The 14,619-nt window shown below is 56.1% G+C and carries 13 protein-coding genes and 1 tRNA gene; 8 read left to right on the top strand and 6 right to left on the bottom strand.

Annotated elements, in window-relative coordinates:
• Nucleotides 1–149: 149 nt before the first annotated feature.
• Both ACN0VD_RS09940 and ACN0VD_RS09935 read right to left on the bottom strand, forming a co-directional pair.
• The gene (locus ACN0VD_RS09940; protein WP_417593788.1) at nucleotides 150–1,817 is read right to left on the bottom strand and encodes a SulP family inorganic anion transporter; all 1,668 of its coding nucleotides are present in this window, start codon (nucleotides 1,815–1,817) and stop codon (nucleotides 150–152) included.
• 11 nt (nucleotides 1,818–1,828) lie between these two features.
• The gene (locus tag ACN0VD_RS09935; RefSeq protein WP_417593787.1) at nucleotides 1,829–2,149 is read right to left on the bottom strand and encodes a helix-turn-helix domain-containing protein; all 321 of its coding nucleotides are present in this window, start codon (nucleotides 2,147–2,149) and stop codon (nucleotides 1,829–1,831) included.
• Between the two features lie 278 nt (nucleotides 2,150–2,427).
• On the opposite strand from ACN0VD_RS09935, the gene ACN0VD_RS09930 reads away from it, so the two are divergent.
• The 3 genes from ACN0VD_RS09930 to ACN0VD_RS09920 all read left to right on the top strand — a co-directional run bounded on the left by ACN0VD_RS09930 (nucleotide 2,428) and on the right by ACN0VD_RS09920 (nucleotide 6,991).
• Nucleotides 2,428–2,946 (top strand): DUF983 domain-containing protein, encoded by a 519-nt coding sequence (locus tag ACN0VD_RS09930; RefSeq protein ID WP_417593786.1) that lies wholly within the window; start codon nucleotides 2,428–2,430, stop codon nucleotides 2,944–2,946.
• A 164-nt stretch (nucleotides 2,947–3,110) separates the two neighbouring features.
• Complete coding sequence (locus tag ACN0VD_RS09925; protein ID WP_417593785.1) at nucleotides 3,111–5,948, top strand: TonB-dependent receptor; 2,838 nt, start codon at nucleotides 3,111–3,113, stop codon at nucleotides 5,946–5,948.
• A complete protein-coding gene (locus ACN0VD_RS09920) occupies nucleotides 5,948–6,991 on the top strand; it encodes a phytase (RefSeq protein ID WP_417593870.1) in 1,044 nt (347 codons plus the stop codon). The genes ACN0VD_RS09925 and ACN0VD_RS09920 overlap by 1 nt, the downstream gene beginning before the upstream one ends.
• A gap of 299 nt (nucleotides 6,992–7,290) precedes the next feature.
• Here the strand turns inward: ACN0VD_RS09920 and ACN0VD_RS09915 are convergent, their stop codons facing one another.
• From ACN0VD_RS09915 to gspJ, 4 genes are all read right to left on the bottom strand, one after another.
• On the bottom strand, nucleotides 7,291–8,343 hold the full coding sequence (locus tag ACN0VD_RS09915; protein ID WP_417593784.1) for a Leu/Phe/Val dehydrogenase: 1,053 nt from the start codon (nucleotides 8,341–8,343) through the stop codon (nucleotides 7,291–7,293).
• 128 nt (nucleotides 8,344–8,471) lie between these two features.
• Nucleotides 8,472–8,548: transfer RNA gene (locus tag ACN0VD_RS09910), tRNA-His, on the bottom strand.
• Between the two features lie 90 nt (nucleotides 8,549–8,638).
• Nucleotides 8,639–9,634: a type II secretion system minor pseudopilin GspK gene (gspK, locus tag ACN0VD_RS09905; RefSeq protein ID WP_417593783.1), complete on the bottom strand. Its 996-nt coding sequence runs from the start codon at nucleotides 9,632–9,634 to the stop codon at nucleotides 8,639–8,641.
• Nucleotides 9,631–10,245, bottom strand: coding sequence for a type II secretion system minor pseudopilin GspJ (gene gspJ, locus ACN0VD_RS09900; protein ID WP_417593782.1), 615 nt, complete (start codon nucleotides 10,243–10,245; stop codon nucleotides 9,631–9,633). Before gspJ ends, gspK begins: the two co-directional genes overlap by 4 nt.
• A gap of 107 nt (nucleotides 10,246–10,352) precedes the next feature.
• On the opposite strand from gspJ, the gene ACN0VD_RS09895 reads away from it, so the two are divergent.
• The 5 genes from ACN0VD_RS09895 to ACN0VD_RS09875 are packed head-to-tail and all read left to right on the top strand — an operon-like array spanning nucleotide 10,353 to nucleotide 14,592.
• Nucleotides 10,353–10,994 (top strand): prolyl hydroxylase family protein, encoded by a 642-nt coding sequence (locus tag ACN0VD_RS09895; protein WP_417593781.1) that lies wholly within the window; start codon nucleotides 10,353–10,355, stop codon nucleotides 10,992–10,994.
• Entirely contained in the window at nucleotides 10,987–12,225 is a 1,239-nt protein-coding gene (locus ACN0VD_RS09890) for an Nramp family divalent metal transporter (RefSeq protein WP_417593780.1), read from the top strand. The genes ACN0VD_RS09895 and ACN0VD_RS09890 overlap by 8 nt, the downstream gene beginning before the upstream one ends.
• The gene (pxpA, locus tag ACN0VD_RS09885; protein ID WP_417593779.1) at nucleotides 12,222–12,977 is read left to right on the top strand and encodes a 5-oxoprolinase subunit PxpA; all 756 of its coding nucleotides are present in this window, start codon (nucleotides 12,222–12,224) and stop codon (nucleotides 12,975–12,977) included. Before ACN0VD_RS09890 ends, pxpA begins: the two co-directional genes overlap by 4 nt.
• Nucleotides 12,977–13,648: a 5-oxoprolinase subunit B family protein gene (locus ACN0VD_RS09880; RefSeq protein WP_417593778.1), complete on the top strand. Its 672-nt coding sequence runs from the start codon at nucleotides 12,977–12,979 to the stop codon at nucleotides 13,646–13,648. The genes pxpA and ACN0VD_RS09880 overlap by 1 nt, the downstream gene beginning before the upstream one ends.
• A gap of 2 nt (nucleotides 13,649–13,650) precedes the next feature.
• A complete protein-coding gene (locus ACN0VD_RS09875) occupies nucleotides 13,651–14,592 on the top strand; it encodes a biotin-dependent carboxyltransferase family protein (RefSeq protein WP_417593868.1) in 942 nt (313 codons plus the stop codon).
• Nucleotides 14,593–14,619: the final 27 nt, after the last annotated feature.

Genomic DNA, 14,619 nt, shown 5'->3' with positions numbered 1-14,619 from the left:
TACGGATGATCAACATCAATAGGAGGGTTCGATGGCAGAAGCAGAGCGGGGCGACAAGTGTTTTTCCGATTTGCAATGTCTAGACAAATCACCGCTCCACCGCCGAGCGCTATCGGGAAGGCCGTCTTCATCCGCCGTAACAGATCGGGCTAATGCACCGTGACGCTTGTCAATTGTTCGGCGAGTTGCAACGCGGCCGCATAGTCAGTTTCAAAATATATCCCCGGCTGATCATCGGACAAGCCGATGCGCGCCAGCATTTTTTGCGGCTGGGGCTGGACACCGGACAGAATGATTCTGGCACCAGACAGTCTCGCCTGTTCGATAAATTCCTCGATCATCGTCACCCCGCTGGCATCAAGCATCGGTACCAGCCGCATACGCAGGATGATGACCTTGGGCGTGCGGCCAATCCTGCGCATCGCATCCAGCAATTCACCCGCCACCCCGAAAAATACCGGGCCGTTAATCCGGAACACTTCAACGCCTTTCGGAAGGTCATCGCGCTGGGTCAGGTCATCGACATCATAGTCACCATCATGATCCAGCGAATTACCGTTATCGAGCTGCACGGTCTCGCTCATTCGTGCCATGAACAGCAGCGACGCCAATGTTACACCAACGCCAATCGCAACGGTCAAATCGACCAATATCGTCAAACCAAAAGTGAGCAGCAATACCGCACGATCACTATTGGGCATGCGCAGCAGGGCAATGAACCGGTCGATCTCACCCATTCCCCAAGCGACAACAAACAGGATCGCCGCCAGCGCCGCCATCGGCACATAGGCCATCAGACTGCTGCCAAACATGACAAATGCCAGAATGAACAAAGCGTGCATCATACCTGCCACCGGCGTTTTTGCGCCGGCCTTGATATTCGTCGCGGTTCGCGCGATCGCTCCGGTTGCGGGCAAGCCACCGAACATGACCGAGCCAAGATTGGCCACGCCCTGGCCGATCAATTCCTGATTGGAACGATGGCGGGTGCCCGTCATCCCGTCCGCGACGACGGCGGAGAGCAGCGCCTCAATCCCTGCCAGAAAGGCGATCGTAAATGCCGACGGTAAAAGTTCACCTATTCTTGCCCAGGACACATCCGGCAGCGACGGCGTCGGAATCGATGTAGGCATATCTGGAAACCGCGTCCCGATCGTATCGACCGGAAGTTTGAGCACCGCGACCACCACAGCAGCCAGTATCAGGGCGATCAAAAAACCCGGCAGTTTCGGCGCGAATTTTCTGAGCACGACGATCACGGCAAGCGCGCCGCCCCCGACGAGCAGGGTCGCAAGATGCACCGACGTCATCGCACCGAAATAGGCCTGCCATTTGGGCAGAAAGTCGGCGGGAACATTGTCGAGCGAAAGCCCCAGAAAATCCTTCACCTGGCTGGAGGCGATGATCACCGCAATCCCGGCGGTGAAACCCGTCACCACCGGATGCGGGATGAACTTGATCAGGCGCCCGATCTTGAACGCCCCAGCCGCAATCAGGATCAGCCCGGCCATGAAGGTGGCGATCAGCAGACCATCATAGCCGTGCTGGGCAATAACATTGAACACAACGACGACAAAGGCGCCAGTGGGACCACCGACCTGAACGCGGGAGCCACCCAAGAAGGAAATCAGGAATCCGGCAATGACGGCGGTAATCAGGCCTTTGTCCGGCGAAGCCCCGCTGGCAATAGCCAGCGCCATCGACAGCGGCAACGCAACAATCGCTACGGTAAGTCCGGCGACAGAGTCGGCTTTAAAAAGTTTAAGATCATAGCCTTCACGCATGGTTGTGAAGATTTTGGGGGTAAAACTGTTCATCGGACCAATTATCACTCCGTTTCCACGTCGGACTTTGTCTTGTCGAACAATAAGGATCCGACGGCATTTGCCCCCTCGCCATCCACTGTTTCGCGCAAACGCACGCCGCGCCCGATCCCGATGCTGGGCGCATTTTCGCCAATCAATTCGATTCCGCTGTTTTCAAGCGCGCCGATCACCTTGACCAGCGTATCAACAACACCGCGCACTTGTCCGTCCGATGCTTCCATGCGCTGAATGGTCGGCAGCGAAAGCCCGGCGAGCTCCGCCAGTTGCCGCTGATCGATGCCCAATAAGGCCCGCGATGCCCGCATTTGTTGAGAGGTGATCATTTATCTATCCATTATCATATATAAAACATCAAATATCAGTATTAACAATTTATTCTGAGTCTGTATAGTGACCTTTCATCGTTGACGGTGACTCGGAAGCAGCGATCCGGACAAGAAAACAAACATGGTGACATTCACATTGGTGGTGATATCCGCGCTTTGACCGGAACGATCATCGCCATCACGGTTGCGGACAGCACGTCCCGCGACTGTCAAATGCAAGCGGCTGGCACAAGGTCAGCCCATATTTCCAATGACAATTGGACAGGATAAAATTGATGGCCGGATTTGAAACATTACTGGACAGAATTGTCGACGGCATGCCCGGTGAGGATAAGGCTGAGTTGAATATCACCGCCAAGGAAGATGGATATATCACCCCCGACTTGCCGAAGACCGCATTTCAGGCTGCCGTTCGCGGCATGCGTGGTCATTGCCCGAGCTGCGGCAAGGGCCAGATGTTTCCCAAACTTCTCAAGCCAATTGCGCGTTGCCCCGTCTGTGGTCAGGACTGGACGGCTCAACAGGCGGATGATTTCCCCGCCTATGTCGCGATCATCCTCACCGGCCATATCCTGGCACCGATCATCATCTACATGATCAGCGAAACCGATTTCTCCATGTGGACCAATCTGGCGATCATTATAGTGCTGGGACTTATTCTCTTGGGTTCGTTGCTGCAGCCGGCAAAAGGCGCAATCATTGCCATGCAGTGGTGGATGGGATTGCACGGCTTTGACAAGCCCGCGCGGCCCGCTCCGGCCGAATCAGCCGACAATGTCCAGGATCATCGATAGCCGGAATTCCCGGAATGAACGCTCAACCCGGCACCCTGATTTTGCCAATTTCCGGCCTGTAACCGAACCGTCATCAAAGATTCATCCCGGAGTCTTCAAAACGGTCATTCCCCTTCACAATTAGCGCCTAGAGGCCCGGTACATCAGATTTACCGGAGGGCGCCATGGCCAGAATATCTAGATTTCGCAAAGAGTTACTAATCGGATCAGCCAGCATTTTGCTGACCCTTCCTGGCATCGCATCAGCAGGTACGGTCAGTGGCGTGGTCAGCGATCCGAGCGAAACCAGAGGCTTGCAATCGGCACAGGTTCGCATTGTCGAACTGGACCGTGTGGTCACCACCAGTCGCGATGGCAGCTACCGATTTCCCGAAGTTCCCGCCGGCACCTATACTCTGGAAACGCGCTATGTCGGTGCAGACACCGGTCGAAACAGCGTAACGGTGACCGAAGCCGGCACCACCGTCGCCAACATCTTGTTGCAGACCGGATCCGGCATGGAAATTCTCGTCATCGGTCAAAGCGCCAATCAGGCCAGTTCGCTCTCCCGCAAACGCGAGGCGGACGGCGTAACCTCCGTCATCACCCGCGATTCAATCGGTCAGTTTCCTGACCAGAATGTTGCTGAATCGCTCCGCCGGGTTGCCGGTATCAATATCCTCAACGATCAGGGTGAAGGCCGGTTTGTTTCGGTGCGTGGCCTTGATCCCAATCTCAATGCTTCCTCCCTGAACGGCGTCCGTATCCCCTCCCCCGAAAGCGATGTCCGGTCGGTCGCGCTCGACGTGATTTCGAGCGACCTCATTGAATCGATCGAAATCAAGAAATCGCTGACCCCCGACATGGATGCGGACACGATCGGCGCTTCGATCGAAATCAAGACCGTAAGCGCCTTTGACCGCAAGAAAGATCTTCTGACCGGCAAGATCGAGGGCAGTTACAACGACTATGCCGACCATGTGTCACCAAAGGGCAGCATCGATTTTTCTACCCGACTTACCGATAATATCGGTGTCGCGGGCGGCTTCTCTTACTACAAGCGCAAGTTTGAGACCGACAATATCGAGGCCGACGGCTGGGACATCAATGACGATGGCGTCGTCTATGCCGAAGAGCTCCAGTATCGCGACTATGATGTCGAACGGGAACGGATCAGCGCGTCGCTGTCTTTCGATTTCCGCGCCAGCGACAGCACGGAATTATATGCTCGCGGTGTCTACAGCCAGTTTGACGATCAGGAATTTCGTACCCGCACCACCTTCAAGCTCGACGAGGAAGCCAGCAGCGGCGACGCCAATAGCGCCCTGTTTGACGACGCCGATGGCGAAATCGAGATCGAGCGCGATGTAAAAGACCGGTTCGAGACCCAGAAGATCCGGTCCGTCGTGCTCGGCGGCAAGACCGAGACCGGTCCCTGGAAAATCGAATATTCGGGCAGCTGGTCAAAATCGAGTGAATATGAAAACGGTTCGCTCGATCCGAGCACCTTTTCCAACAATTTCGAAGGCGACGGCGTTGGCGTCCTGTTCGACTATAGCGACCCCCGGGTACCGCTTTACAGCATCGTTTCCGGCGCGGCCCTCGCCAATGATCCCAGCAGCTATGAGCTGGACGATGTCGAACTGACCACATTGTCGGACGCGCAGGACGAAGAATATTCGGCCCGACTGGATATCTCGCATATTTTTGCAATGGGTGGCGGCGACTTCACCGTTCAAGGCGGCTTCAAGGGCCGCTGGCGCGAAAAAAGCCACGACAATAATGTAGAATTTTATGAGGATGGCACCGGCAACTATACATTGGCCGATGTGCTCGGCACGCAAACCTATCGCATCACCGATCTCGGCCCGGTCGCCAGCCACACAGGACCAACGGAATATTTCCGCGCCAATTTCGGCGATTTCGAGCTGCAGGAAATCGATAGCCAGTTCGATTCCGCTGTTTCCGACTATGTGAATCAGGAAGATATTTACGCCGGCTATCTGCTTGGTCGCTGGGACAGCGACAAGCTGCGCGTCATCGGCGGTCTCCGTTTCGAACGGACCGAGAATGTCATTTCCGCGAACACGGTGACTCTGGTCGAGGAAGATGCGACCTTCGGTGGCGTACTGTTTACCGAGGATACGGTCGTTGTCGCTCCCAACAGCTTCTCGCGCAGCTATGATGACTGGTTGCCAAGCCTGAATATCCGCTTCGAACCGCAGCGCAATCTGGTGTTGCGTGCTGCTGGCTACCGCAGCGTCGTGAGACCCAATTTGTCCGATCTCGCCCCCCGCTTCGCTGTCGAGCAAAATGACGACGACGAGCGCGAAGGAGAATTCGGCAATCCGGACCTCCAGCCTTATGAAGCCTGGAACTTCGACGCTTCTGCCGAATTTTACTTCAGCTCGAACGGCGCGCTCACGGCCAATGTCTTCTACAAGGACATCAAGAATTTCATCGTCGATTCACTCGAGGAAGATGGCACCCGTTTCGGAATCGCCTTTGACGAGGCAACCATCCCGATCAACGGCAGCAGCGCCGAAGTCTTCGGCATAGAACTGGGCTACGCGCAGGCCTTCAATTTCCTGCCTGACCCGTTTGACGGATTGCTGTTCAATTTCAACTATACGTTCACCGACGCCACTGGCACAGTGCCGACAGATGGTGACATCAATGATCTGCGCAGCATCGCTCTGCCGAGCAGTTCCAAACACACGTTCAACGCGGTACTCGGTTACGAGAAAGGCCCGTTTGATTTCCGGCTGGCGGGCACCTATCGGGATCGCTATCTCGACGAGCTCGGTGCGGAAGCCAGCGCGGACCGCTATGTCGACAATCATTTCCAGCTGGACGCCAGCGTGAAATTCAAACTGAACAAGAATGTGCGGCTGTTTGCGGAATGGATCAACATCAACAATGCCAAATATTTCGCCTATCAGAATTTCGAATCGACCCAGAGACTGCTGCAATATGAAGAATATGGCTCGACATTCAAATTCGGCGCAAAGATAACAATGTGATGAAAAATATACTCTCCCCGCTGCTGCTCGGCAGCCTCGCTCTCTCCAGTTGCACAACCCCGTCTGGTACTGTCTCTTCAGTGCCGACGCTCGAACTGACCGCTGACGCAGAAACCGTTCCGGTCGGCACTGTCAACCGTGATGCGGCGGATGATCCGGCCATTTGGCGCAACGCCGCTGATCCGGCGAACAGTCTAATCATCGGGACGGACAAGCGGGCCGGTTTGTATGTTTACGGGCTGGACGGATCGAAGAAATCCTTCCTCCCCGAAGGCGAGCTCAACAATGTCGATCTGCGCGAAATCATGATTGACGGGAAAAAGACTGTGCTTGTCGGCGCAAGCATCCGCAATGACCCGGTCAATGCCCATGTCGGTCTCTACAAGCTCGACACGGAAACCGCTGAATTGTCGCTTTTGGGCAAATATCCAGCCGGTCCCGGCGAAGCTTACGGCTTTTGTTTTGGCCAGGATCACGGCGGCGAAGTCTTCGCCTATATGATCGAGAAAAGCGGGTTCGTCCGCGAGATCACTCTGGCCTTTGACAATGGCACGCCGAGCGCCCGCCTCACCCGCGAATATAAGCTGGCCACCCAGCCGGAAGGCTGCGTTGTCGATGATCGCACCGGACGCCTCTATGTCGGCGAGGAAAATGCCGGCATATGGCTGTTCGATCTGAATGCCGACAATTTCGCGCCACAGCGCTTTGCCAATATCAACGGCCGCGAACTGGTCGCTGATGTCGAAGGGCTGGCGCTGGCTCCCCAAGGCGAGAATGGCGGCTATCTGGTCGCCTCCAGCCAGGGCGACAATGCCTATGTGCTCTATGACCTGACCACAGGCGCCTATGTAAACCGCTTCCGTCTCGTCGACGGCGCCATCGACGGCACCTCGGAAACAGACGGCATTGAAGTCATCTTGGGTGATTTCGGTCCGGCCTATCCCGAAGGCCTGATGGTTATGCAGGATGGTGCCAACGAAGGCGGCACGCAGAATTTCAAGCTGGTAAGCTGGTCGAAGATCAAGGCTGCGGTTGCGCCTTGATCCTGAAGATTGGAATGGAAGGGAGTGCTTTTGCGGGCCTCTCTTCCGCCTTCCCATCGAAAATTCTTTCCTACAGCCGCCCCGATCCCTTATCCTCCGGCCTGCCCTTCGCCATGCGCAGGACAGGCTCTTTGACATTTGAACGAGATGAAATAGTTCGCCGGCCCTTCAGAACCCCGCGAGACTAAAAAGTCACACTAGGAACCGGACTGGCGATCGGACAATGTCAGAAAACCGGGCTTGTCACGCAAAGGTCACACAAAATAAAACGACCAGATGGTGTAAGGTTCGCGCTATGCTCAACCCCGTCCGATCAGGGCCATCGCCATATTGTCGGCAACATCGGAGTCAGGCAATTTTTGGGCCGCGCTCTGCTGCCAGATTTCGGTCAGACGCTGCGGGATCATACCGACCCGACGATTGACTTCCTGAACATCGCCTTCACCGAGATATTCCAGACCGACGCTGATGATACCGCCGGAGTTTATCACATAATCCGGCGCGAACAGGATGTTGCGGTCGAAAATCCGTTGTCCGTCTTCGGGGGTCGCCAGCTGGTTATTGGCACCACCGGCAACGATCGGAACATTGAGATGAGCGATAGAGACTTTATCCAGTATCGCGCCCAAGGCATTGGGACTAAAGACATCCGCCTCGATCCGCATGACCTCGTCGAGGCCGACGACCGTCGCGCCGATTTCCTTCGCCAGCGCGGCCGCATGGTCCTTGTTGATATCGGCGATGCTCAGCTTCGCGCCATCCTTGGCCAGCAAACGGGCAAGACCACCGCCGACGCTGCCGACGCCCTGGATCGCGACATGGACGCCGGCCATGGATTCGCGGCCAAGCTTGTAGGTCACTGCGGCCTTCACGCCGAGATAGACGCCCATCGCGGTAAAGGGCCCGGGATCGCCGCCAGCTTCGCCGCTGTTGCTGACCGGCAGGCCGGAGACATATTTGGTTTCCTTGGTCAAAGCGACCATGTCCGCTGCGGTGATTCCGACATCTTCCGCGGTGACATATTGGCCGCCGAGCGATTCGATCATCCGGCCGAAAGCGGCGAGCATTTCGGGTGTCTTGGTTCGGTTGCGGTCGGCCAGGATAACTGCTTTACCGCCACCCAGCGGCAGACCGGCCATCGCATTCTTGAAGCTCATGCCGCGCGACAGACGCAGCGCGTCGGTCACCGCGGTTTCGCGGTTTTCATAGTGCCAGAAACGGGTTCCGCCCGCGCCGGGGCCAAGATGGGTGCTGTGGAGGGCAATAATCGCGCTGAGGCCAGTGTCTGCATCATGGAAAAAATGGACCGCTTCATGGTCATCAAAATCCGGCAAATCCCACATCACGCTCATGGCTGTCATCCCCAACAAATTGAAGTAATTAAATATCGTATAGACGCAACTTAATTACAAATAAAGCAAGTCTTTTCCCCAAGGCCCAGTGGTGCTGACCTCATGCTTTCATGATTCTCTGGGGAAAATGGGGCGATCGAGGGGTCTCGAACCCCCGACCTCCGGTACCACAAACCGGCGCTCTAACCAACTGAGCTACGATCGCCACAAGCCGCGCACTATATAGCCGCATTGCGCCGCGGTCCATAGAGTTAGCGTGTAGCAATCGTCAAGCGTTTAGCGGGGCAATAATGAATTAAAGCACATCTCCGCGCTGGCGATGGACAAGGCGGCCCGGTCGGCGCGCCGCATCGATCAACGCCCGTTCCTCGACCAGCGCACTTTGCATCTCGACGGTCAGGTCGGCCCGGAACCAGCGCGTTGTTAGTTTGACCTGACTTTGGACTTCGGATGTTGCTCCCAGGCTGGCCGGATAGGATTGCGCCCAGAAGTCATTCAGGCTGCCATATCCAAGCTCCGGCCTGCGCCCGAGAAATTGGCGCGCCGCTGTAAGATCGGAAGGAACCGCTCCCAGCATCGCCAGCAATATTGCCTGCTCCGGCCGCAGCGTGTTTATGTTGATCGGTGAAAGGTCGGTGGTCGGCAAGGCACATATCCACGGCGCAAGGGCAACGAACAGCTCTTCGGTCACGCCCTTGATCGTGCGCAATTCGCTGACATCGACGATCAGCGTGTTGGCCGTTCGATAGGGTTCTTCCTGTTGGAGATAATATTGATCTTCCGCCCCGCGTGGTGCTGCTACCGTATCGCTGTCGATCCAGTCAGCGACCGATTGCGCAATATCGGCGGCATCGCCATCCAATATGCCCAGCATGACCATCAGGCGGGAGAATTGCGCCATACCTTCCGGCCTTGCCAGCAACAGTGCCTCTTGCTGCGTGACAAGGCTGTTGATGTTGAAACAATTGCCACCGTCAGCAAGTGTCGCAGACACTATCCCGCCGGGCACCGGGAACCTCTGCTCCCGACCGTTCCAACCACCAACATTGATCGTCCGCCCGGGAGAAGCCGACACAATCTCTTCAGCGGTCTGGATTCCGATGGATTCGGCAGCAATCAGATAGGCCTTGGCCTGTGATAGTTCCCGTGCGTTGGAAGCGAGCTTGGTAGCCCCCGCCAACCGGTCAATCCCGTGCGACGCGAGTATCGCGATCACCGCCACCAGAAGCAAGACCGTCAACAGAGCCGCGCCGCGTTCCTTTTCGGTCCCAATTTCCTGGAATTTGCTCACAGATAACCTGTTCCGACCAGAAACAGGTGACGATAACGCCGCCCATCCTGCTCAAACTGTATTTCGATCGCCCGCGGCAGGTCGGTCAATCTCTCGGTTTCCCAGCGACTCGACCACTGGCCTCGCTTGTCACGAAAGCGCAATTCAAATGAACCTATGTTCGCGATCAGGACCGCTGGCTGATCGATGGATCCACCATCGGTCATCCGATAACGCCAGCGTTCGAGATTTCCATCCTGCAGCCGATATTCGACCCGTTCCAGATTGGAACGGGCCTGACCGTTGATGTTGCTTTGTCCACCCCTGGTGAATTTCAGGAGCGCTTTCTCTGTCCCTCCGGTCTCGCTCGCAAAGGCCGGCATACGGTCACCGCGATCATCCCTGTATGTACGCGGCAACGTCTGGCTCAAATCTGCTTCCATCAAGGAAACGAAACGCTGCATTTCTGCCATCTCGCCGAGCTTTTCGGCGGTCGCCTCGTCACTATCGACCGCTGACCGCAACATGACCACCCCTGCCACCGACAACATCGCAAAAATGAACAGCGCGACCATCATCTCGACCAGAGTGAAGCCGTTGCGATTGCGGGATTCGGCAGGAGTTTTTTCCATCAGCCTCGCTTATATTCAGATTGGCCCGAGCCGCAAACAGCGGTTGCGATCAACAGGGATTCATTTATCGTACCATGAGGTCGTTAGGAACAGTTTTGGACGTTGATATGACAGAAGCCAATAATACATCGGCTGGCTATCTCGTGTCATTGGGCAAGGTGCAGCGTTTTCCCCGCAAGGAAATAGAATTATGTATCGTCAAAAACTTCCTCAATCCCGAAGAATGCATCAGGCTTATGGACATGATCGACCAGAAACGGCGGCCGTCCGATATCGCCGACCCCAATGGTGACGATTATTTTCGCACCAGTGAGACCTGCGATCTCGACCATGAGGATGATTTTGTCGCCGAGATTGATGCAAAAATCTGCGCCTTTGCGGATATCGACAAGAAGTTTGGCGAACCGCTGCAGGGACAACGCTATGCAGTCGGGCAAGAATTCAAGGCACACACGGACTTTTTCGATCCGGGCGGACAGGATTATAAAAAATATTGTTCGGTCTCCGGACAACGATCATGGACCTTCATGATTTACCTCAACAAGCCGGCAGCGGGTGGGAACACACGCTTCACACATTTCAAAAAGAATTTTGCTCCGGAAACCGGAACCATGCTGTGCTGGAATAACCGCAATATCGATGGTAGCGTCAACAACTGGACGCTGCACCACGGCATGAAGGTTCGAAGTGGTACAAAATATGTCATTACAAAATGGTACCGCGAGAAACCGTGGCCATGGAATGGTTGAAACAGTTGCAGAAAAATCAATGAAACTCAGTCGCTACCGTCCCGGCCCGGGCATGATGGTTTCGGCGGCCTTCATCGGCCCGGGAACCGTCACCGCATGCACTTTGGCAGGAGCGAATTTCGGCTTCGCCCTGCTCTGGGCTCTCGTATTTGCAACGTTGACGACGATCATTCTTCAGTCCTTTGCCGTCCGCATCGCATTGGTTACCCAATTGGGACTGGCGGAGGCAATGCTAAAATCTGTCGCGTCGCCAATTCTACGCGCTCTCGCGGCCCTGCTTCTGATTTCCGCACTCGTTTTGGGCAATGCCGCTTATGAGGCCGGCAATATGTCCGGCGCCGCGCTGGGACTGGAAGCCATCAACGGCGCGCCTCTGGCCTTTGGCATAGCGCCGGTGATCATCACCATAGGCCTGTTCGCTTCTACCATGCTGGTTTTCACAAAACCAAAGTGGATAGAAAATATCCTGATCCTGCTGGTGATGCTGATGAGCGCAGCCTTCATTCTGACCTTTCTGCTGATCCGTCCGGACCTTGGGGCCGTATTGCAAGGCTTCGTTCCCACCATACCGGATGAAGGCTTGATGACCGCAATCGCGTTGATTGGCACGACAATTGTCCCCTATAATCTGTTTCTTCATGCGGCCAGCGTGCGCGAGCGCTGGGACAAGGAGCAACTGCCCGAAGCGCAGCTGGACACGACCGTTTCAATTGGCATCGGCGGCTTGGTATCGATGACCATATTGGCGACTGCGGCGGCCAGCCTGTTCGGTAGCGGCAAGACAATTGAAAATGCGGTTGATATGGCGCAGCAGCTCAGCCCCCTGTTTGGCAGCATGGCCACTGTTACGCTGGGCACAGGATTGTTCGCAGCGGGATTGACTTCTGCGATCACGGCGCCCTTGGCGACCGGTTATATCGTGCAGGAGATTTTCAAATCCTCCCGCTCGCGGGCACCGTTTAAAATCGGCGCGCTGATCGTGATCCTGTCCGGTACATTCGCTTCGCTGTTGGGATATCGTCCGGTTGAACTGATCTTCGTGGCCCAGATTGCCAACGGACTGTTGCTGCCCATCGTCGCGATTTTTCTTCTAAAACTGGCCAATGACAAGAATCTTCTCGGCCCACATGCCAATGGTCTCAAGGCCAATCTTCTGGGTGCAGCCATTTTGCTGATCACTACGGCATTGGGCTTCCGATTGATCGCCAGAGCGTTGGGATTCTGGCCATGACATCCATGATCGACCTGAATGCTGATCTTGGCGAAGATGAAGAACCAGCGGGCATTGCCCGCGATGTCGGGATCATGGATATCGTCTCCAGTTGCAATATCGCTTGCGGTGGCCACGCCGGATCGCCCGATACCATGCGGCGCATGCTAAAAGCTGCAAAGGCCCGGTCCATTGCCCCGGGGGCCCACCCATCCTATCCGGATCGTACCGGCTTCGGTCGCCAAACGATGGATATATCGCTGGAGAATCTGGAGATCAGCCTGACGCGGCAATTACATGAAATCGCCGCGATTGCGGCGGAAGTCGATATATTGCTGACCCATATCAAGCCGCATGGTGCCTTGTATAATGACGCACAGGATGACCCGATACTTGCCACTCTGCTGGTCGACATCGCGGCGCGGGAAAATCTTGCTTTGGTCGGAATGCCCGGATCGCTGATCCAGAAAAAGGCTGGTGAGAACGACATTGCCTTTATCGCCGAAGCCTTCATCGATCGGCGCTATACCGACAATGGCCGACTGGTTCCCCGTAGTCAGGCAGGCGCAGTGATTACAGATGAAGACGACCGAATTTCCCAAGGTATCTGCCTAGCACAAGGCACAGCGTTTTCAGCGCAAAGCGGCAACAGCCTTATCCTGAAAGCCGAAAGCCTGTGCCTCCACTCCGACAGCGATGGCGCGCTCGGTACCGCGAGACGAATGCGGCTGGCGCTGGAGAAGGCCGGAATCGTGATCGGACCGGCGGGATAGTGGCTGAGCATGATCCGACGATCCACATCTGCGATGACTGGGTCAGCGTCACATTACCCGACTGGGATTCGGTCATTGCGGCACAACACGCGTTGTCTTCCAGCAAATATTGGACCGAGATTGTACCGGGTCTCGACAGTATCGCCGTCCAGTTCGACCCGGCTGTTATTTGGCCGAAGGACGCCGCCAAGACCATATTGGACCAGCTCGCCGATCTGCGGGGGGTGACAAGCATTTCCGGCGACACGCTGACCATTCCTGTCTGCTATGCTCCGGAATTTGCGCCTGACCGCGACCATATCGCCGACAGGCTAGGGATCGCTACCGAAGCGTTACCGTCCTGGCACATAATGCAAAGGCATCGCGTCGCCATGCTGGGATTCATGCCCGGCTTTGCCTATCTCGACAGCATGGATGACACGCCCACGATTGGACGGCTCGACAGCCCAAGACAATTGGTCCCAGCCGGCTCAATCGGCGTCATCGGGCGACAGAGCTGTATATATTCCTTCGACAGTCCGGGTGGCTGGCCTATCATCGGCCGCACGCCGCTCCGGTTGTTCGATCCATCAAGAAAACGACCAGCTCTGCTGTCGGCCGGGCAGAATATTCACTTCGAATCGATCTCGAAGGACGCATTTGATAGCTGGCAACAGGAACCGAACCCGTGAGCATGACGGTATTGAAGGCCGGACTGCAAACCAGCTTGCAGGGGGCACCCTATGCCGGACATCGGCATCTAGGGATGCCCACCACCGGTGCCGCCGATTGCCTTTCACTGGCGCTGGCGAATATTCTCGTCGGCAAATCATTCGGCGAAATCGCGTTGGAAAACACGCTTACAGACGCGATTTTCCAAATGAACGAACCCTGTTCGATCGCTGTAGTGGGGGCCGCGGAATATGTCCGTATCAATGACGAGGACCATCCCCAGCATCAGAGCTTGAGGATCAATGCCGGAGACACGCTCCACATTGGCCCCAGCCGCCCGGGGTGCCGTACCTATTTGTCTGTTTCTTCTGGGATTGAGGCGGAGAAGCTGCTGGATGGTCAATCAACCTATCTTGCCGCGGGTCTCGGCGGCTACCACGGTCGTGCGCTCAAGAGCGGTGATGTCATCGCCTTCTCGCAGGTTTCACTGGTCCGCGAGGTGGAGCGGGTCACACCAGAAAATCTCAGACCGCACTATAGCAACGACCATGTGCTGCGGGTTACCCCCGGACCGGAAGCCCGCAAACCGACCGACGGGGTGTTGGATGACCTGTGTCTCAGTCCCTATACAGTCAGTGCACGCGCCAACCGGATGGGCATCGCACTGGAAGGCAACCCTCTCAGCGCAAGAAAATCGGCAGATATGCAGAGTGCGGCCGTCTTTCCCGGAACAATTCAGATGCCCCCGAGCGGGCAACCCTATCTGCTGGGCCCCGATGCACAGACGACCGGAGGTTACCCCCGGATCGGACAGGTAATCCGCGCCGATCGCCACTTGATAGGACAACTGGGACCGGGATCAAAAGTTCAGTTTGTGCAAACCACAACGGAGCGAGCGACAGAAATCCATCGGGAGAAACTCTCCCTGCTGTCTTCCTGGCTGGGCCAGATCGATCTGTGGTAGAATATCGGGACTATTGCATAGTCCCGA

The sequence above is a fragment of the Parasphingorhabdus sp. genome, from assembly GCF_048267785.1.
In the GTDB taxonomy this organism is placed as follows: Bacteria; Pseudomonadota; Alphaproteobacteria; order Sphingomonadales; family Sphingomonadaceae; genus Parasphingorhabdus.
This window is presented reverse-complemented; position numbering and strand designations above follow the sequence as displayed.